12 protein-coding genes and 1 pseudogene are annotated in these 19638 nt (G+C 63.3%); all 13 read right to left on the bottom strand.

The window, feature by feature from the left end; all coding sequences use genetic code 11:
* On the bottom strand, positions 1-456 hold the full coding sequence (gene gspG, locus CKW13_RS12460; protein WP_095108913.1) for a type II secretion system major pseudopilin GspG: 456 nt from the start codon (positions 454-456) through the stop codon (positions 1-3).
* Between the two features lie 3 nt (positions 457-459).
* On the bottom strand, positions 460-1668 hold the full coding sequence (gspF, locus tag CKW13_RS12455; protein ID WP_095108912.1) for a type II secretion system inner membrane protein GspF: 1209 nt from the start codon (positions 1666-1668) through the stop codon (positions 460-462).
* Entirely contained in the window at positions 1668-3134 is a 1467-nt protein-coding gene (gene gspE / locus CKW13_RS12450) for a type II secretion system ATPase GspE (protein WP_095108911.1), read from the bottom strand. The genes gspF and gspE overlap by 1 nt, the downstream gene beginning before the upstream one ends.
* Entirely contained in the window at positions 3131-5050 is a 1920-nt protein-coding gene (gspD, locus tag CKW13_RS12445; protein WP_095108910.1) for a type II secretion system secretin GspD, read from the bottom strand. Before gspD ends, gspE begins: the two co-directional genes overlap by 4 nt.
* Positions 5043-5588 (bottom strand): type II secretion system protein N, encoded by a 546-nt coding sequence (locus CKW13_RS12440; protein ID WP_141233975.1) that lies wholly within the window; start codon positions 5586-5588, stop codon positions 5043-5045. The genes gspD and CKW13_RS12440 overlap by 8 nt, the downstream gene beginning before the upstream one ends.
* Positions 5589-5660: 72 nt before the next feature.
* Positions 5661-7073 carry an N-acetylglucosamine-binding protein GbpA gene (gene gbpA / locus CKW13_RS12435; RefSeq protein WP_095108909.1) on the bottom strand — a complete coding sequence of 471 codons (1413 nt, stop codon included), beginning with the start codon at positions 7071-7073 and terminating at the stop codon, positions 5661-5663.
* 343 nt (positions 7074-7416) lie between these two features.
* A complete protein-coding gene (gene hemE, locus CKW13_RS12430) occupies positions 7417-8484 on the bottom strand; it encodes a uroporphyrinogen decarboxylase (protein ID WP_095108908.1) in 1068 nt (355 codons plus the stop codon).
* A gap of 143 nt (positions 8485-8627) precedes the next feature.
* The gene (locus CKW13_RS12425) at positions 8628-10046 is read right to left on the bottom strand and encodes an FAD-dependent oxidoreductase (protein WP_095108907.1); all 1419 of its coding nucleotides are present in this window, start codon (positions 10044-10046) and stop codon (positions 8628-8630) included.
* A 123-nt stretch (positions 10047-10169) separates the two neighbouring features.
* Positions 10170-14615: a glutamate synthase large subunit gene (gene gltB, locus CKW13_RS12420; protein ID WP_095108906.1), complete on the bottom strand. Its 4446-nt coding sequence runs from the start codon at positions 14613-14615 to the stop codon at positions 10170-10172.
* Positions 14616-14964: 349 nt separating this feature from the next.
* On the bottom strand, positions 14965-16539 hold the full coding sequence (locus CKW13_RS12410) for an SPOR domain-containing protein (protein WP_095108905.1): 1575 nt from the start codon (positions 16537-16539) through the stop codon (positions 14965-14967).
* A 10-nt stretch (positions 16540-16549) separates the two neighbouring features.
* A complete protein-coding gene (gene aroB / locus CKW13_RS12405) occupies positions 16550-17650 on the bottom strand; it encodes a 3-dehydroquinate synthase (protein ID WP_095108904.1) in 1101 nt (366 codons plus the stop codon).
* Between the two features lie 148 nt (positions 17651-17798).
* Positions 17799-18317, bottom strand: a complete 519-nt coding sequence (gene aroK, locus CKW13_RS12400) for a shikimate kinase AroK (RefSeq protein ID WP_095109004.1) — start codon at positions 18315-18317, stop codon at positions 17799-17801.
* Positions 18318-18321: 4 nt separating this feature from the next.
* Positions 18322-19560: pseudogene (locus CKW13_RS12395) on the bottom strand (type IV pilus secretin PilQ); the annotation flags it as partial.
* Positions 19561-19638: the final 78 nt, after the last annotated feature.

The following is a 19638-nucleotide window of genomic DNA, read 5'->3' as shown; positions in this document are numbered from 1 at the left end:
TCACTCCCCCCAATTGCCGAGGTCGGCCGCCGGGCCGTCGCCGCCGACTCCGCCATCAGCGCCCAGGGAATACAGGTCGTAGCCGCCATCGAGCACCCGCACCCCGGGGTTGAGGTACTGGTAGGGCGTGCCCCAGGGGTCGGTCGGCAGGGTTTTCAGATAGCCCTGGGGGTTCCAACCGCGGGCCACGGGCGTGCCAGTGGGGCGTTTTTTCAGCGCCTCCAGGCCTTGCTGGGTGGAGGGGTAGTGGCCGTTGTCCAGGCGATAGATTTCCAGTGCCGTGGAAATCGCCTGGATATCCACCCGGGCGGCCGTGGCCTTGGCCTGGTCCGGGCGGCTCATGAACTGCGGCACCACAATGGCCCCCAGGATGCCGATGATGACCACCACCACCATGATTTCGATCAGGGTAAAACCGCGTTGGGCGCGGCGAGAAACTGTGCGTTGGGTTTGCATGGGTCAGTTCACCAATTGGTTGAGGCTGAGGATTGGAAGCAGGATCGCCAGGACGATCAGCAGCACGACGGCGCCCATCAGCACCAGCATCGCCGGCTCGAACAAACTCACCACCAAGGCGATGCGCGCCGCCAGGCTGGCTTCCTGCTGCTGCGCGGCGCGTTCGAGCATGGCGTCGAGTTCACCGGCCCGTTCACCGCTGGCGATCAGGTGCAGCATCATCGGCGGGATGTCGCCGCTGCGTTCCAGGCCCCGGGTCAGGGTGGTGCCTTCACGCACCGCGCGGGCAACGGCGAGCATGCGAGCGCGGATGGTCAGGTTGCCCACCACTGCGGCGGCGATTTCCAGGGCATCCACCAGGGGTACAGCGCTTTTGCCGAGGATCGCCAGGGTGCTGGCAAACCGCGCCGCCTCCATCGCCCGCCACAGGCCACCCAGCACGGGCATGTCGAGCAACACCTGATGCCAGCGCAGGCGCCAACCCGGGCGGCGTAGGTTCCAGCGCCCAAGCATCAACGCCAGCGCCAGGGCGCCTAGCAGCCACAGGCCATGGCTACGCACGCCGTCGCTCAGGGCGATCAGGCTACGGGTCAGCCACGGCAGCGGTTGGCCGCTATCGACGAAAATCTTCACCACATCCGGCACCACGTACCCCAGTAGGAAGCTGACGATGGCCACACTGGCGAGCATCAGGATCAGCGGGTACACCAACGCCATCTGGATTTTCTGTCGCGAGGCCTGGCGCGCCTGGGTGTAGCTGGCCAGTTGCTCCAGCACTTGGCCCAGGTGCCCGGAGCGCTCGCCCGCCGCCACCGTAGCGCGGAACAGTTCGGGGAAGGCGCGGGGGAAATACCCCAACGCGGTGGCCAGAGCATGGCCCTCCGTCACCCGGGCCCGCACCGCCGCGAGCAAGGCCGCGACCCGGCGCTTGGCACTCTGCTTGGCCACTGCGTGCAGGGCTTCTTCCAACGGCAACCCGGCCTGCACCAGGGTGGACAGTTGCAGGGTCACCAAGGCCAGGTCGGCGGCGCTCAAGCGGCCGCCCTGGGGGGTGGCTTCCGTGCCGGGCGCGGCGCTGACTTCACTCACCGAATGGGGCCAGAAACCCTGCTCACGCAACCGTTGCCGGGCCTGGCGCGGATTGTCCGCCTCCAACTGCCCCTTGCAGCGCTGGCCTCGGGCGTCCTGGGCGCGGTAATCGAAGATGGGCATCAGTTGGCCTCCTGGGTCACGCGCAGCAACTCATCGAGGCTGGTCAGGCCGTCAAGCACCCGTTGCCGGCCGTCCTGAAACAGGCTGCGCGAGTGCTGGCGCGCCACGTCGGCCAGGGCCTGTTCGCTGGCGCCCTGGTGGATCAGCGCGGCCAGCGGCCCGCCGATGCTTATCAGTTCATAGATACCGATACGCCCGCGATAACCGTGCTGGCATTGCTCGCACCCCACGGCGCGGAACAATTGCGGCGCTACCGCCAGGCCCAGGCGCTGGCACTCGGCGGCGTCGGCCAGGTACGGCGCCTTGCAGTGCGGGCACAGCGTGCGCAGCAGGCGCTGGGCGAGGATGCCCACCAGGGACGAGGCCAGCAGGTAGGCATCCACGCCCATGTCGAGCAACCGGGTGACCGCACCCACCGCGCTGTTGGTGTGCAGGGTCGACAGCACCAGGTGCCCGGTGAGCGAGGCTTGCACGGCGATTTGCGCCGTCTCGCGGTCGCGGATTTCACCGACCATCACCACATCCGGGTCCTGGCGCAGAATCGCCCGCAGGCCTCGGGCGAAGGTCATGTCCACTTTCGGGTTGACCGGCATCTGGCCGATGCCCGGCAAGTGGTATTCGATAGGGTCTTCCACGGTGAGAATGTTGCGCGTCTGGTCGTTGAGGCTGCTCAGGGCGGCGTACAGGCTGGTGGTTTTGCCCGAACCCGTGGGGCCGGTCACCAGGACGATACCGTGGGGCTTGCCGAGCAACTGGCGCAGCGCCGCCAGGGTGTCGGCGGGCATACCCAGGCGTGGCAATTCAAGGCGCCCGGCCTGTTTATCGAGCAAGCGCAGCACCACCCGCTCACCGTGGGCCGACGGCAGGGTTGAAACCCGCACGTCCACCTCATGCCCGGCCAGGCGCAGGGCCATGCGGCCATCCTGGGGCACGCGTTTTTCGGCGATATCCAGGCGCGCCATGACCTTGAGCCGTGACACCAACAAGGGCGCCAGCTCACGCCGCGGGCGGAAGATCTCGCGCAACTGGCCATCGACCCGCAGGCGCACCGACAGGTAGTGCTCGAAGGTTTCCAGGTGCACATCGGACGCCTGCTCGCGCATCGCCTCGCTGAGCAGGGCATTGATGAGACGGATGATCGGCGCGTCGCCCTGTTGCTCCAACAGGTCGGCGGTCTGCGGCACTTGCTCGACCAGACTGAGGAGGTCGAGTTCTTCGTCCAGGCCCTGGGCTACCTGCTCGGCCGCGCTCTGGCCTTCACGATAGGTGGCAGCCAGGCGCGCAGCGAACGCGTCCGCCGCCAGCACCCGCCACGGCAGGTCGCGCCCGCACACCCGCCGTGCCTCCGCCAACGCGGTGAGCGGAGCATCGTCGCGCAGGGCCAGGCAAGCCTCGGCACCGCTGTGGTCCAGCAGCACGCCAAAACGCCGGGCGAAGCCGAAGGGCAACTCGCTGGGCAGGCTCATCGCGCGCCCTTGCGCAGGTCAAATACGGGCGCCTGGGCGGGCGGCTCGAACAGCTCCCGGGCGTCGGCCGGCAACAACAGCGAGTTGCTTTCCCGCGCGCCGGGTTGGCTCAGTTCGCGCAGCGCGTTGTAGCGCTGCTGGCTAACCTCGGCCAAATCACTTTTGCTGCGCACGATGGTCGGCCGCAGGAACACCATCAGGTTGCTTTTGGTCTGGGTGTCGCGGCTCCAGCGAAACAGCGCGCCCAGGTAGGGGATGTCGCGCAACAGCGGCACGCCGCTTTTCTGGGTGCGCACGCTGTCGCGGATCAGCCCGCCAATGACGATGATCTCGCCGTCATCGGCGAGGATCGTGCTTTTAAGCGCACGTTTGTTGGTTATCAGGTCCGAGGAATCGATGCCCGAAACCGCCGGGGCGATGTCCGACACTTCCTGCTCGACCTCCAGGCGCAGGGTCGAACCTTCATTGATATACGGCTTGATCTTCAGGCTGATGCCCACGTCCTTGCGCTCAACCGTGGTGAAGGGGTTGTCCGCACCGTTGCTGTTGGTGGCGTAGGAGCCGGTTTTGAACGGCACGTTCTGGCCGACGATGATGTGCGCTTCCTGGTTGTCCAGGGTCAGGAGGCTGGGCGTGGACAGCAGGTTGCTGCGGGTGTTGCTGGCCAGGGCGGAAATCAGCGCGCCGAAGCGGTCGCTGCCCAGGTGCAAGAGCGCGCCTTCGGGGGCCGCTTGCTTATCGTCGAAGGTCAACCCACCGACGATCGGGATGTTGGTGCCGGGAAAGTTGATAAAGCCCTGGGCACCCCCGGTGTTGACGCCCCATTGCACGCCGACCGCTTCGGCAATGTCCCCGGATATCTCGACGATGGCGGCGTGGATCAGTACCTGGGCGCGGGGCTGATCGAGTTCGCGCACGATGTTTTCGATGGTACGGAGCTGCGCGGGCTCGGCGAGCAACACCAGAGCATTCTGACTTTCGTCGGCCTTGATGATGAAGCTGCCCTCGGTCGACGGGTCCTTGGCGCCGCCGCTGGCCTGGGCGGATCTACGCCCCTGGCCCATGGTTTCCAGCACTTGCGCCAGTTGCCCGGCGTCGCTGTGGCGCAGACGAATCACCCGAGCGTTGCCCTGGCTGGCGGCGGCAGGGACGTCGAGGCCGCGCACCAGTTCGATCAAGCGCTGGCGTACCGTGGCCGGGCCGATCACCACCAAACGGTTGCCACGCAGGTCGGCCAGCACCTGGATCGCCGTCTCGGCGTTGCGCTTGCCCAAGGATGCCTCAACCACCGGCGCCACTTCGCCGGCCAGGGCATGGCGCAATTGCACCACGGTGTGGCGGTTGTTCTGCCCCGAGTCGAGTTGCTGCACCACGCCGGCCAGGCGCTGCACGTTGGCCGCCGTGTCGGTAATCACCAGGGCATTGGCCGATACCGACGGGCCGACGTAGCCGTTGGCTGACACCAGTGGGCGCAGCAACCCGGTGAGGTCGGCAGCGCTGGCGCTGCCCAGGGCGATGACCCGGGTGACAAATTGCGCCGCGCTGGCCGGGTTCGCCCCGCCCTGCCCCGCACGGGTCTTGGCTTCGCTGACCGGGGTAATCAGGATGCGGTCGCCTTCGTCGATCACCGTGAAGTTGTGGGCATCGAGCACCGAATAGAACAGGCGCCGCACACCTTCGCGGTCAAGGGGCTGGTGCGACATCACCGTGACCCGGCCGGACACGCGCGGGTCGAGTACCACGGTGGTACCCAGGATGGTCGAGATTTCTTCGACGATATCTCGAAGTTCGGCGTTGTTCATCGCCAACTGCCATTGCGCGGGGGCAGCCTTGAGCGCGCCGTGAAAGAGCACCATGGCCAGGGCGCAAAGAAACATGAGTTGGCGCAAAGCGGGCACGCCGGTGAAGTTATTCATCAGTGGTATTACTCGGACGGCCCGGAAACGGGCGCAGAAAACGCTCGGAAGCGGTAACGGGTGACACGCGGTGGGCCGGGTCGAGCCGGCGCAGGAAAGGCTCGGCGCTTGACGCCAAGGCCAACCGCTCTTCGCGGCCCTTGTTCCACAGCACCACATAAGTAGAGGCCACGCGGCGCAGGACGCTACCGCCCGGCAGGCGTTCGCCCTCCAGGTAAAACCGCGCTCCCTGGGCATGGGCGAGCAAGGCTTTGGACGGGCCAGGGCTGACCAGCACACTGGCGTGCAAGGTCAGCGGCTCGGCAGTAGGCCGGGGCGCGGTGGCGGCGGCAAAGCCCAGGACGCTGGCCAGCGCCGTGCTGTCAAACGCGACGCTGGGCGTGGCGGGTGTAACCGCTACCGGCAGCGGCACACGCAGGTCCTGGCGGAACAGCCATTCGCGCCAGGCCAGGAACAGACCACCGCCGAGCAGCAGCACCAGCAGCAACCCATTGCCCAGGCGCCTGCCGGCGCAGTGTTTGGCCAATCCCGAGAGCATTTTTTTCACGTCGACATTCACAGAAGGATCAGGTTGCGGACGGCCCATTGCGGGCCGCCCACCCTGATAGCGTCAGAGTTTGTCCCAGGCCATGTGCGAGTGCTCCCCTACACCTGGCTCGAAGCCTGCGGCAGTCGGGCTGTACTGCTTGCAGTAGCCAGACGCAGGGAACGGCTTGCACTCGAAGACTTCGTTGGTCTTGGCTTGCAGCACCTTGGTCCCAGCGGTGTACTGGTCGATGCCTTGCGGGAACACAAAGTCATGCTCGATGCCAAGGCCTTCGCCGGTCAGGTTAACGGACTGGGTATCCTGGCGCGTGGTACGGCCATCGGCGGTGGTGCCGACCAGAGTAAGGGTGTGTACACCCGGGTTGCTGCGCACATCCATCGCCAGCATCGTCGAGCCATCGAGCAGCGCGGTGGTCACGCCAACAGGCTTGTTGCTGGCGTCGAACAGAGTCGCTTCGACGTTCATCTTGCGGTTGCTCAGCGCGCCGAAATCCATCCGCACGCGGCCTTTGTCCAGCACATACTCAGCTTGTTGCGAAGATACCGCCAGGCGTGCGCCGGCATCTTCAACCATCTGCAGTTGCACCTCAAAGCGGGTCACGCCGCTATCCTTTTGCGCGTACAGGCTGTTGGTGCCTTTGGCCGGTTCAACATTACCGCTTTCGTCACGCACACCGGCGCGCACGAGGCTGTGGGTGGCATTGATTTTTTCCGCCAGTTTGAAGCCCCAGTTTTCCGGGGCGCCGTCTTCGGCGCTGTCAATGCTGATTTCGACGCTGTAGGCCGGGCTCTCACCCTCGGCGGAAAACGCCCGGGCCTTGACCTTGTCGCCGACCAGCAAGCGGGTTGCCGGGGCGATGCTGCCCACCGCCGACCAGCCGCCAGGCAGTGCCGTTTCAGCGAGGATGTTCACATCGGCGACGTTGTAGAACGCGGCGTCGGTGTCGCCCACTGTCCAGATGGCCAGAACGATGTGGGGGCCAGCCTTGTCGTCGGGCAGCACGCAACTGTGGCGGGCACCGGAAACCGGTTTCTGGTTGCCGCCGTCGACGGTGCAGAACGGGGTGCTTTCAAACGAAGCACGGGTGAGGGCTGCATTGGGGTTCCAGCCGTTACGGGTGATGAAGTATTCGTGCTTGGTGGCCGGGTGGACCGCGGTGTAACGCCACTGGAAATCGATGTTGCGATCCTTGATTTCGCTCTGGTACCAGCGCGAAGCGGACTGGGCGTCCAGCGCGGAGAACAGCGAGGCACCGCCGCTGGCGATCTTGCCATCAACCGGCCCTTGCAAGGGCGCACCGCCCACACCCGCCGGGAAGCCCTTGAAGGTTTCGCCAACGCTTTGCGGTTCGTATTGCGCGCCGCCACAGTTGGTATTCAGGCCCTTCTGGCAAGCCAGCGCCCGCGAGGGCGGTACTTCCAGGTAACCGTGGGCCTGGGCGCCTTGCGACGCTAACAGGGCCGAGAAAAAGATCATGGATGACGTGCAGGCAGAAAAAATGCCGCACTTTCGGACAGTTCTAATCATGGGATGGATTCCAGACAACTTATAGAAAAGCAGGCATCGTGCCGACACCTAGGCTCGCAACCTCGCTCGGACGGCGCCCAGCAAGGGCTGGAACCTTACTGGAGTAGATAAAAATTCTATGTAGGGCAAATAACCGCTAAAAGCAGGACCATTCCTTGTATTTGCCACGTCTGACAAATAAAGAAAAACCTCTTACAAGAAAAAACGTTTTAAACAATTGCCATCCGATTTTTCTCCATAAAAAAGCCTGTCCGGCACGGGGCGGGACAGGCTTTGGCAACATCAGGACAGCTTATTCGTGGTATTGCGCCGACAACTCGTGCACGGCCCGCAGGAACGCGCCCGCATGCTCCGGATCGACTTCCGGGGTGATGCCATGGCCGAGGTTGAACACGTGGCCGCTGCCTTTGCCATAGCTGGCCAGGATGCGCCCGACTTCAGTACGGATGGCTTCAGGCTTGGCGTACAACACGGTGGGGTCCATGTTGCCTTGCAGGGCAACCTTGCTGCCCACGCGCTCACGGGCATTGCCCAGGTCGCAGGTCCAGTCCAGGCCCAGGGCATCGGCACCGGCGTCGGCGATGCTTTCCAGCCACAGGCCACCGTTCTTGGTGAACAGGATCACCGGCACCTTGCGGCCCTCGTGCTCGCGGATCAGGCCGCTGACGATCTTGCGCATGTAGGCCAGGGAGAACTCCTGGTACGCCGCCGCCGACAGGTTGCCGCCCCAGGTGTCGAAAATCTGCACAGCCTGGGCGCCAGCCATGATCTGGCCATTGAGGTAGCTGACAACCGACTGCGCGAGCTTGTCCAGCAGCAGGTGCATGGCCTGCGGGTTGTCGTAGAGCAAGGCCTTGGTCTTGCGGAAATCCTTCGACGAGCCGCCTTCGACCATATAGGTGGCCAGGGTCCAGGGGCTGCCAGAGAACCCGATCAGCGGCACGCGGCCGTTGAGCTCACGGCGGATAGTGCTGACCGCATCCATGACGTAGCCCAGGTCCTTGTGCGGATCGGGGATCGGCAAGGCTTCGATGTCGGCCAGGGTGCTGATGACTTTCTTGAAGCGCGGGCCTTCGCCGGTCTCGAAGTACAGGCCTTGGCCCATGGCGTCGGGGATGGTCAGGATGTCGGAGAAAAGGATGGCCGCGTCCAGTTGTGGGTAGCGGTCCAATGGCTGCAGGGTGACTTCGCAGGCGAACTCCGGGTTCATGCACAGGCTCATGAAATCACCGGCATTAGCGCGGCTAGCGCGGTATTCCGGCAGGTAGCGCCCGGCTTGACGCATCATCCACACCGGAGTGACGTCTACAGGTTGCTTGAGCAGGGCACGTAGGAAACGGTCGTTCTTCAGGGCAGTCATGTCGGCATCCGCAAAAAAAGTGCGGGCATTTTCTCAGAGCGAGACAGAGAAAGACAGTGACTAGCGACAAGCTACAAGCGGCAAGTCAAAAGCGTGGTTGCTTCCACTTGCAGCTTGCAGCTTGGAACTGGCAGCTAACGTCGTCAGACGCCCAAGTAGTCGAGGATCCCTTCGGCGGCGTTGCGCCCCTCGAAGATCGCCGTCACCACCAGGTCGGAGCCGCGCACCATGTCGCCACCGGCGAAGATTTTCGGGTTGCTGGTCTGGTGCTTGTACCGGCCCTGCTCCGGCGCCACGACGCGGCCCTGGCTATCGGTCTGGATGCTGAACTGCTCGAACCACGGCGCCGGGCTTGGCCGAAAGCCAAAAGCGATGACCACGGCGTCCGCCGGGATGATCTCTTCGGAACCGGGAATCGGCTCCGGGCTGCGACGGCCACGGGCGTCCGGTTCGCCGAGACGGGTTTCGACCACTTTCACGCCTTCGACCCGGTCTTCACCGACGATGGCGATCGGCTGGCGGTTGTAGAGGAATTTCACCCCTTCTTCCTTGGCGTTCTTCACCTCTTTGCGCGAACCCGGCATGTTCGCTTCGTCACGCCGATAGGCGCAGGTCACCGACTTGGCGCCCTGGCGGATCGAGGTGCGGTTGCAGTCCATCGCCGTGTCGCCGCCGCCCAGGACCACGACTTTCTTGCCTTTCATGTCGATGAAGTCTGCCGGGGCTTTTTCAAAACCCAGGTTGCGGTTGACGTTGGCGATCAGGAAATCCAGGGCGTCGTAGACACCCGGCAAGTCCTCGCCGGCAAAGCCGCCCTTCATGTAGGTGTAGGTGCCCATGCCCATGAACACGGCATCGTATTCTTCGAGCAATTGCTCGATGGTCACGTCCTTGCCCACTTCGGTATTGAGGCGGAACTCGATGCCCATGCCCGTGAACACTTCGCGACGGTGGCTGAGCACGGTTTTTTCCAGCTTGAACTCGGGGATGCCGAAGGTCAGCAGGCCACCTATTTCCGGGTTTTTGTCGAACACTACCGGGGTCACGCCGCCGCGCACTAACACGTCGGCACAGCCCAGGCCCGCCGGGCCGGCGCCGATCACCGCGACGCGCTTGCCGGTGGGTTTGACCTTGGACATATCCGGGCGCCAGCCCATGGCGAACGCGGTGTCGGTGATGTACTTCTCTACCGAACCGATGGTCACCGCGCCGAAACCGTCGTTGAGGGTGCAGGCACCCTCGCAGAGGCGATCCTGCGGGCACACCCGGCCGCAGACTTCCGGCAGGGTGTTGGTCTGGTGCGACAGCTCGGCGGCGGCGAGGATGTTGCCCTCGGCCACCAGTTTCAGCCAGTTGGGAATGAAGTTGTGCACCGGGCACTTCCATTCGCAATAGGGGTTGCCGCAACCCAGGCAGCGGTGGGCCTGGTCGGCCGACTGCTGGGGTTTGAACGGTTCGTAGATCTCCACGAACTCTTTCTTGCGTTGACGCAACAGCTTCTTCTTCGGATCTTTGCGCCCGACATCGATGAACTGGAAGTCGTTATTCAGACGTTCAGCCATTTTCAAAACCTCTTAGCAGCAGCTCGAAGCGCCAGGCTTCAAGCTGCAAGACAATCACGGTGGCAGGCCAGTCGCGCACTGCTGTTAACTTGCGGCTTGAAACTCGCCGCGTGCAGCTGTGCCCTATTGCGGATTGGCACGCGTGCTGGAGAGCAACGACTTGAGGCTCGCCGCTTTGGGTTTGACGAGCCAGAAACGACGCAAGTAGTCGTCCAGGTTCTCGGCAAGCTCGCGGCCCCATGGGCTGTCGGTCTCTTGAACGTACTCGTCCAGCACACGCTGCAGGTGGCTGCGATAGGCTTCCATCGCTTCGCCGCTGATGCGCTGGATTTCCACCAGTTCGTGGTTGACCCGGTCAACGAAGGTGTTGTCCTGGTCGAGCACGTAGGCGAAACCGCCGGTCATGCCTGAGCCGAAGTTGTAGCCGGTCTTGCCCAGCACGCAGACGAAGCCGCCGGTCATGTATTCGCAACAGTGATCGCCGGTGCCTTCTACAACGGTGTGAGCGCCGGAGTTGCGCACCGCGAAGCGCTCGCCCGCCGTGCCGGCAGCGAACAACTTGCCGCCAGTGGCGCCGTAGAGGCAGGTGTTGCCGATGATGGCACTGTCCTGCGTCTTGTAGACGCTGCCCTTGGGAGGAACGATGACCAGTTTGCCGCCGGTCATGCCCTTGCCCACGTAGTCGTTGGCGTCGCCTTCGAGGTACATGTTCAGGCCGCCGGCGTTCCACACGCCAAAACTCTGCCCGGCCGTGCCCTTGAAGCGGAAGGTGATCGGTGCCTTGGCCATGCCCTGGTTGCCGTGCTTGCGCGCGATTTCCCCGGAGATGCGGGCGCCGATGGAGCGGTCGCAATTGCAGATATCCAGGGCGAATTCGGCGCCGCTGAGGTCGTTGATGGCCGCGGTGGCCATCTCGACCATTTTCTCGGCCAAGAGGCCTTTGTCGAATGGCGGGTTGCGCTCGACCTGGCAGAACTGCGGCTTGTCCGCCGGCACGTGGTCGCTGCCCAGCAGCGGGGTCACGTCCAGGTGGTTCTGCTTGGGCGTCTGGCCTTCGAGCACCTCCAAAAGGTCGGTGCGCCCGATCAGTTCTTCGAGGGTACGCACGCCCAGTTTGGCCAGCCACTCGCGGGTTTCTTCGGCCACGTAGGTGAAGAAGTTGACCACCATGTCGACGGTGCCGATGTAGTGGTCCTTGCGCAGTTTTTCATTCTGGGTGGCCACGCCTGTGGCGCAGTTGTTCAGGTGGCAGATGCGCAGGTATTTGCAGCCCAGGGCGATCATCGGTGCGGTGCCGAAGCCGAAGCTCTCGGCGCCGAGAATCGCGGCCTTGATGACGTCCAGGCCGGTTTTCAGGCCGCCGTCGGTCTGCACCCGGACCTTGCCACGCAGGTCGTTGCCGCGCAGGGTCTGGTGGGTTTCGGCCAGGCCCAGTTCCCACGGCGCGCCCGCGTACTTGATGGAGGTCAGCGGCGAAGCGCCGGTGCCGCCGTCGTAGCCGGAGATGGTAATCAGGTCCGCGTAGGCCTTGGCCACGCCCGCGGCGATGGTGCCCACGCCCGCCTCGGCCACCAGTTTCACGGAAACCAGGGCCTTGGGGTTGACCTGCTTCAAGTCGAAAATCAGTTGCGACAAATCTTCGATCGAATAGATGTCGTGGTGCGGCGGCGGCGAAATCAGGGTCACGCCCGGCACCGCATAACGCAGCTTGGCGATCAGGCCATTGACCTTGCCGCCCGGCAGTTGCCCGCCCTCGCCCGGTTTGGCGCCCTGGGCAACCTTGATTTGCAGCACTTCAGCGTTGACCAGGTATTCCGGAGTCACGCCGAAACGGCCCGTGGCCACTTGCTTGATTTTCGAGCTTTTGATGGTGCCGTAGCGCGCCGGGTCTTCGCCGCCTTCGCCAGAGTTGGAGCGCGCACCGAGGCGGTTCATCGCTTCGGCCAGGGCTTCATGGGCTTCCGGGGACAGGGCGCCGAGGGAGATACCGGCGGAATCGAAGCGTTTGAGCACCGATTCCAGAGGTTCGATCTCACTGATGTCCAGCGGCGTCTCGAGGGTCTTGACCTTGAACAGGTCGCGAATCATCGAGATCGGGCGGTTATCCACCAGCGTGGTGTATTCCTTGAACTTGCTGTAGTCGCCCTGCTGCACGGCGGCTTGCAGGGTGCTGACCACATCCGGATTGTAGGCGTGGTACTCGCCACCGTGGACGAACTTGAGCAAACCGCCCTGCTGGATCGGCTTGCGCGGGCTCCAGGCTTCGGCGGCCAGGGCTTTCTGCTCGGCTTCCAGGTCAACGAAGCGCGCGCCCTTGATCCGGCTCGGCACGCCACGAAAGCTCAGGTTGCACACTTCTTCGGACAGGCCGATGGCCTCGAACAGTTGCGCACCGCGGTACGAGGCGATGGTGGAAATGCCCATTTTCGACAGGATCTTGAGCAGGCCCTTGGTGATGCCCTTGCGGTAGTTCTTGAACACCTCATAGAGGTCGCCCAGCACCTCACCGGTACGGATCAAATCGCCCAGCACTTCGTAGGCCAGGAACGGATACACCGCCGAGGCGCCGAAACCGATCAACACCGCGAAGTGGTGCGGGTCGCGGGCGGTGGCGGTTTCCACCAGGATGTTGGAGTCGCAGCGCAGGCCTTTTTCGGTCAGGCGATGGTGCACCGCACCGGTAGCCAGGGAAGCGTGCACCGGCAGTTTGCCCGGGGCGATGTGGCGGTCGCTGAGCACGATTTGCGTGCGCCCGGCGCGTACCGCCTCTTCGGCCTGGTCGGCGATGTTGCGCACCGCCGCTTCCAAACCGACGCTTTCATCGTAATTGAGGTCGATGACCTGGCGCTCAAAGCCCGGGCGATCAAGGTTCATCAGCGAACGCCACTTGGCCGGGGAAATCACCGGCGAGCTGAGGATGACGCGCGAGGCGTGCTCCGGCGATTCCTGGAAGATGTTGCGCTCGGCCCCCAGGCAGATTTCCAGGGACATGACGATAGCTTCGCGCAGCGGGTCGATCGGCGGGTTGGTGACCTGCGCGAACTGCTGGCGAAAGTAGTCGTACGGCGTACGCACGCGCTGGGACAGCACGGCCATCGGTGTGTCGTCACCCATGGAGCCGACCGCTTCGTAGCCTTGCTCGCCGAGTGGGCGCAGCACCTGGTCACGCTCCTCGAAGGTGACCTGGTACATCTTCATGTACTGCTTGAGCTGATCGACATCGTAGAAAGCCGAGCCGTGGTCGTTGTCTTCCATGGTGGCCTGGATACGCAGGGCATTCTTGCGCAGCCATTGCTTGTACGGATGACGGGACTTGAGACGATTGTCGATGGCGTCGGTGTCGAGGATCTGCCCGGTTTCGGTGTCTACGGCAAAGATCTGCCCAGGCCCTACACGGCCCTTGGCGATCACGTCCTGGGGCTGGTAGTTCCACACGCCGATTTCCGAGGCCAGGGTGATGAAGCCATTGGTGGTGGTGACCCAGCGCGCCGGGCGCAGGCCGTTGCGGTCGAGCAGGCACACGGCGTAGCGACCATCGGTCATGACCACGCCGGCCGGGCCGTCCCAGGGCTCCATGTGCATGGAGTTGTATTCGTAGAACGCCCGCAGGTCCGGGTCCATGGTTTCGACGTTCTGCCACGCAGGCGGAATAATCATGCGCACGCCACGGAACAGGTCGATGCCGCCGGTGACCATCAGTTCCAGCATGTTGTCCATGCTGGAGGAGTCGGAACCCACGCGGTTGACCAGCGGGCCGAGCTCTTCGAGGTCCATCAAGTCGTTGGCGAACTTGGTGCGCCGGGCCAGGGCCCAGTTGCGGTTGCCGGTGATGGTGTTGATCTCGCCGTTGTGGGCGAGGAAGCGGAATGGCTGGGCCAGCGGCCATTTCGGCAGGGTGTTGGTAGAAAAGCGCTGGTGGAACACGCAGATCGCGGTTTGCAGGCGCTCGTCATTGAGGTCTGGATAGAAGGCGGTGAGGTCCGCCGGCATCATCAGGCCTTTATAAATGATGGTCTTGTGGGAAAAGCTGCAGATGTAGTGGTCGGTGTCGGCGGCGTTGCTCACCGACGACCGGCGACGGGAAGTGAACAGCTTGATGGCCATTTCCTGATCGCTCAGGTCTTGGCCACCGATGAACACCTGCTCGATCTGCGGCAAGCGCTCCAGGGCTAGGCGCCCGAGGACGCTGGTGTCGATCGGCACTTTGCGCCAACCCACCAATTGCAGGCCTGCGGCGAGGATCTCGCGGTTCATGTGCTCGCGAGCCGCCTCGGCTTTGACCGGGTCCTGGTTGAAAAAAACCATGCCCACCGCGTACTGGCGCGGCAAATCGACGCCGAAGTGTTCCTGGGCGACTGCGCGCAGGAACAGGTCGGGTTTTTGAATCAGCAGACCGCAACCGTCGCCGGTCTTGCCGTCCGCATTAATCCCACCGCGGTGGGTCATGCAGGTCAGGGCCTCGATGGCCGTTTGCAATAGGGTATGACTGGGTTCGCCCTGCATATGGGCTATCAGGCCGAAACCGCAGTTATCCTTGAATTCATCGGGTTGGTACAGACCTGCTTTCATAGACACTTTCTCACCAGGCTGCCGCTTTATAGAGGCAAATTTCTTTTTAATTCAACCACTTGCCATCCGCGCCGAACGTACGCCAGCTTTGCGGGGGCAAAAGGGAGGTCATTGTACACACCGACACGAACGCTCACAAATTCCGACGACTTATCGTAAATCCGTGTCGCATTTATGAAAGGTTTAAAGCTATACGCTGTGCTAGTCAAAACTTTTTTGGTTTCAACCGCTACGACTCAAAAGCCACTGTGACGCAGACACCACAAAGCGCGCGGCCTGGAGGGGCAGCACGCACATGCGGTTTTTTTTGAGGTGCCGGGAGGGCGGCCTGGGTAAGGCCGCCGGATCTTCAGCGAGTTGTGGCCAGTTCCTGTTGAACGCTGGCGACAGTGCGAGGCCAAGGTTTACCAGCCTGAACCTTCGCTGGCAAGGCCTTGATAGCAGTAACGGCGGCATCACGATTGGCGAAGTTGCCGTAGGTAATGACAAAAAGCGGCTTGCCATTGAGGACTTTCTTGAAATAGCGGTATTCGCCGCCCTGCTCCTTGACGAACTTCTGCGCCGTGGCTTCGGAGCTGGTGCCGAGGATCTGCACCACGTAGTTGCCCGGGGCCTGGCCGGCGTACCAGCTACCGCCGGCAGACGCCTTGGCCACGGTCACAGGTTTGTCCGCAGGTTTGGCGGCTGGAGCGGGAACCGGCTTGGCCACAGGCGCAGGTTTGGCGACGGCGACTTGAGTGGGCTCAGGGGTTGGCACCGGACGGGTCGCCGGCACGGGGGCCGGGCTCGGCGTTTCGCCGGCAGGTGGCGCGATGGTGGTGACGGTCGGCGGCGTAGCGCTGGAGCCTTCCACCGGCACGCCATCGTCACCTTCGCTGATCCCGCCAGCTGCTTCGGCCAACGGACCACGCATCACCGGTTGCGACTGCCCGACCAGCGGCAACGGCATCGGCTGCGACGAACCGGCGAATTCCACCGCTGGGCCGCCACTGGCGTTGGGTTGCGGCGTGCCCTGGCCCAGAGGCAGTTGCGCCTGCTCGGTCGCGGGCGCGCCGGTGGTCGGGGCCTTGCTGCGACCTGGCAGCAACCAGGCCGCCGCGACGGCCACCACCACAACGGCGGATATCGCCAATACATGTTTCTTCGGCATGTTGAACCCCATACTTGGACGCTTGACCGCTGAGCGGCTGGCAATCATGGCTTCGATCATTGCATCCCGGGCCACCTGGTTGATGATGCCAGGCCAGCCGTCGGAGCCTTCGTGAATATCAGAGATCTGATCCGCGGTGAAAAGTTCGATACCCCGGCCGGCCCCTTCCAGGCGCTGGGCCAGGTATTCGCGGGTTTCTTCCTCGGTATAGGGCTGCAATTCGATGACGTGGAAACGCTCTTCCTCGGTGTTCAATTGCTCCAGGCCCGCAATCAGCGACGACTCGCCAAACAGGAACACGTGCGGCCGGCCTTCCGGGGCACCTGCGGCCAGCGCCAGTAGCGCCTCAAGGGCGGACTCGTCAAGCTGCTCGGCGTCATCCACCAGCAGGTAGACTTCCTGCCCGGTCAGCGCCAGTTGCACCACCTGCGCCAAAATCGCCCCGATTTGCGCCTGGGCCACGTTCAGCGCCTGGGCCACCTGGCGCAGCACGCCGGCCGCATCGCCAGCGCCACGGGCCGACACCACCACGCTTTGCACCGATTGCTTGTTGGTGCTGGCGACCAACGCCTGGCGCAGCAGGGTCTTGCCGCTGCCCTGGGGGCCGGTGACCACCAGCAGCAACTGGCTGTAGCGGGCCAGGTGATGCAACTGCCCCAGCACAGGTTTGCGCTGGGCAGGGAAAAACTTGAAGCCAGGCACCCGTGGAGCGAAAGGGTCGTGGCTCAACTGGTAATGGCCGAGGAAAGCCTCGTCGGCGTGCAAACTAGTCATCGGGATCTTGTTAACCTTTGAGCTGAGCCAGGGCGCGGTAATCCGCTCCCAGCGTGGCCTGTAAAATCTCTTTCGGATAATCGTCGGTCACTACGGCTTCGCCCATGCGGCGCAACAGCACCAGACGCAAACGACCGTCGATCACTTTCTTGTCAATTGCCATATGTTCGAGGAAATCGGCTTCGCTCATCTCCTGCGGCGGCATCACCGGTAAACCGGCGCGCTGGAACAGGCGAATGCCGCGATCACGCTCCTGCTCGGTAATCCAGCCCAGGCGGCTGGACATTTCCAGGGCCATGACCGTACCCGCCGCCACCGCCTCACCGTGCAGCCAAACACCATAGCCCATGTGGGTTTCGATGGCGTGGCCGAAGGTATGGCCCAGGTTGAGGGTGGCGCGCACGCCGGACTCACGCTCATCGGCGCCCACCACGGCGGCCTTGGCCGCGCAGGAGCGCTCGATGGCGACGGTCAGCGCCTGCTGGTCCAGGGCCCGCAGGCGCTCGACGTTTTCTTCCAGCCAGGTCAGGAACGGCTCATCGCAAATCAGGCCGTACTTGATGACTTCCGCCAGGCCCGCCGACAGTTCGCGCGGCGGCAAGGTAGTGAGGGTGGACGTATCGATCAGCACCACATTGGGCTGGTAAAAGGCGCCCACCATGTTTTTGCCCAGCGGGTGGTTGATGCCGGTCTTGCCGCCCACCGACGAATCGACCTGGGACAGCAAGGTGGTCGGCACCTGGATGAAATCCACGCCACGCTGGTAGCACGCCGCCGCAAAACCGGCCATATCGCCAATCACACCGCCGCCCAGGGCAATCACCGTGGTGCGGCGGTCGTGCCGCGCGGTGAGCAAGCCGTCGAAAATCAGTTGCAGGGTTTCCCAGGTCTTGAAGGCTTCGCCATCGGGCAGCACCACGGAGATCACCGAGAACTGCTCAAGGCTGCGGGCCAGGCGCTCCAGGTACAGTGGCGCAACCGTCTCATTGGAGATAATCGCCACTTGCCGCCCGGCAATGTGCGGCGCCAGCAGCTCGGTTCGCCCCAGCAAACCTTCGCCAATGTGAATCGGGTAGCTGCGCTCGCCTAAATCGACCTTAAGTGTCTGCATGTATCCCCACAGTGAAAATGAAAGCTGGCGTTTTGCCCCAGCCTAGAGGCCGGCAACACGCGGTGTTGTGACGTCACTTGATAGCCATAAGCCACGAGCCTGGGCGCCCACGGCCGGACGCCGAGGATAGCGCATTTCGCCGCGCGCTTTAACGGGGAGGCAGCTGTTGCAGACGGGCGAGGATGTCCAGGACCACCATTCGCGGCGGCCGCTCATCGGTTTGCACCACCAGGTCGGCGATCTCCCGGTAGAGCGGGTCGCGCAGCGCCAGCAAGTCGCGCAGGGTCTTTTCCGGATCGGCGGTACGCAGCAATGGCCGATTGCGGTCCCGTGCGGTGCGCCCCACCTGCTGCTCCACCGAGGCATGCAGGTAAACCACACGCCCGCCGGCATGCAGGGCGCGGCGATTGGCTTCGCGCATGACCGCGCCACCGCCGGTCGCCAGCACCACACCATCAAGGGCGCAGAGTTCGGCGATCATCGCCTCTTCACGGTCACGGAAACCCGGTTCGCCTTCTTTATCGAAGATCCACGGGATATTGGCGCCCGTGCGCAATTCAATTTCCTTGTCGGAATCTTTGAACGGCAGGCGCAGCTCTTTGGCCAGCAAGCGGCCAATGGTGCTTTTACCGGCACCCATTGGCCCAACAAGAATCAAATTTCGCACAGAATCAATGACTCGCAGCAATCGCCTGGTTGTCCATGATACGGGGAGTCAGGAACACCAGCAGCTCGGATTTTTTATCCGAAACAACATCCCTTCGGAAAAGGCGGCCAAGATACGGCACATCGCCGAGAAATGGCACCTTATCTATGACCTTGCTTTGAGTATTTGAGAACACGCCACCAATCACAGTGGTCTCGCCATCGGCCACCAACACCTTGGCGTTGACTTCGTTTTTTCTGATCGGCGGGACGTCATTGAGGCGGTTCAGGTAATCGGGCTCATCCTTGGTGACCTTGACCGCCATGATGATCTGGTTGTCCGGGGTGATTTGCGGCGTGACCTCCAGGGACAGCGACGCCTCTTTGAACGACACCGAGGTCGCGCCGTCCTTGGCCGATTGTTGGTAGGGGATTTCCGTGCCCTTGAGAATCTTGGCGGTCTCCTTGTCGGAGGTCACCACTTTGGGCTGGGAGATGATCTCCCCGTTGCCAGTCTTCTCCATGGCGGTCAGTTCAAGGTCCAACAGCAGGTTGTCCTTGATGTAGGCCACGCCGATGCCGGATGTGCGATTGGCCACACCCAGGTCAACAAAAGGCGAACTGGCTTCGCCCTCGTCCGAAGACGCGCCGGTACCGGACGCGCTCCAGCGCCCGCCACCGCGGATCGAGCCGCCCCAGCGCACCCCCAGGCTTTTGTCGTAGCCCACATCCGCCTCGACGATGCGCGCCTCGATCATCACCTGGCGCACCGGGATATCCAGCTGCGCGACGATGCGCTTGAGTTCGTCGAGGCGGTTTTGGGTCTGGTAGGCAATGATGTTGTTGGTGCGCTCGTCCACTGTGATCGAGCCCCGCCCTTCAGCACTGACCTCGGCACCGGTCACCGACTGGAACAGCTTCGCAATGTCGCTGGCCTTGGCGTAGTTGACTTGCAGCAGTTCCCGACGCAGCGGCGCCAGGTCCGCCACCTGGCGTTGCGACTCCAGTTCCAGCCGCTCGCGGGCGGCGATTTCATCCGCGGGCGCTACCAACAGCACGTTGCCGACTTTGCGCTGATCCAGGCCCTTGGTCTTGAGGACGATGTCCAGTGCCTGATCCCAAGGCACCTCGTGCAAGCGCAGGGTGATACTGCCCTGCACCGCATCGCTGGCCACCAGATTGAGCCGGGTGAAGTCGGCGATCACTTGCAGCACCGAACGTACTTCAATGTCCTGGAAGTTCAGCGACAGCTTTTCGCCACTGTACTGGCCACCCCACCCACCCAAGGCAGGGAGATCGGTTACGTTTGCCTGCACCGACGCCATCCATAGCGCCATCACACA

Source organism: Pseudomonas sp. Irchel 3E20 (assembly GCF_900187645.1).
Classification (GTDB): domain Bacteria; phylum Pseudomonadota; class Gammaproteobacteria; order Pseudomonadales; family Pseudomonadaceae; genus Aquipseudomonas.
The sequence above is the reverse complement of the archived record's forward strand: the minus strand, read 5'-3'. Positions and strand labels throughout refer to the sequence as shown.

Coding starts and splice junctions, on each gene's coding strand:
- gspF (WP_095108912.1), bottom strand. CDS start 1,668: ATGCCCATCTTCGATTACCGCGCCCAGGACGCCCGAGGCCAGCGCTGC.
- gspE (WP_095108911.1), bottom strand. CDS start 3,134: ATGAGCCTGCCCAGCGAGTTGCCCTTCGGCTTCGCCCGGCGTTTTGGC.
- gspD (WP_095108910.1), bottom strand. CDS start 5,050: ATGAATAACTTCACCGGCGTGCCCGCTTTGCGCCAACTCATGTTTCTT.
- CKW13_RS12410 (WP_095108905.1), bottom strand. CDS start 16,539: ATGACTAGTTTGCACGCCGACGAGGCTTTCCTCGGCCATTACCAGTTG.
- CKW13_RS12425 (WP_095108907.1), bottom strand. CDS start 10,046: ATGGCTGAACGTCTGAATAACGACTTCCAGTTCATCGATGTCGGGCGC.
- aroB (WP_095108904.1), bottom strand. CDS start 17,650: ATGCAGACACTTAAGGTCGATTTAGGCGAGCGCAGCTACCCGATTCAC.
- CKW13_RS12440 (WP_141233975.1), bottom strand. CDS start 5,588: ATGCTCTCGGGATTGGCCAAACACTGCGCCGGCAGGCGCCTGGGCAAT.
- gspG (WP_095108913.1), bottom strand. CDS start 456: ATGCAAACCCAACGCACAGTTTCTCGCCGCGCCCAACGCGGTTTTACC.
- gltB (WP_095108906.1), bottom strand. CDS start 14,615: ATGAAAGCAGGTCTGTACCAACCCGATGAATTCAAGGATAACTGCGGT.
- hemE (WP_095108908.1), bottom strand. CDS start 8,484: ATGACTGCCCTGAAGAACGACCGTTTCCTACGTGCCCTGCTCAAGCAA.
- gbpA (WP_095108909.1), bottom strand. CDS start 7,073: ATGATCTTTTTCTCGGCCCTGTTAGCGTCGCAAGGCGCCCAGGCCCAC.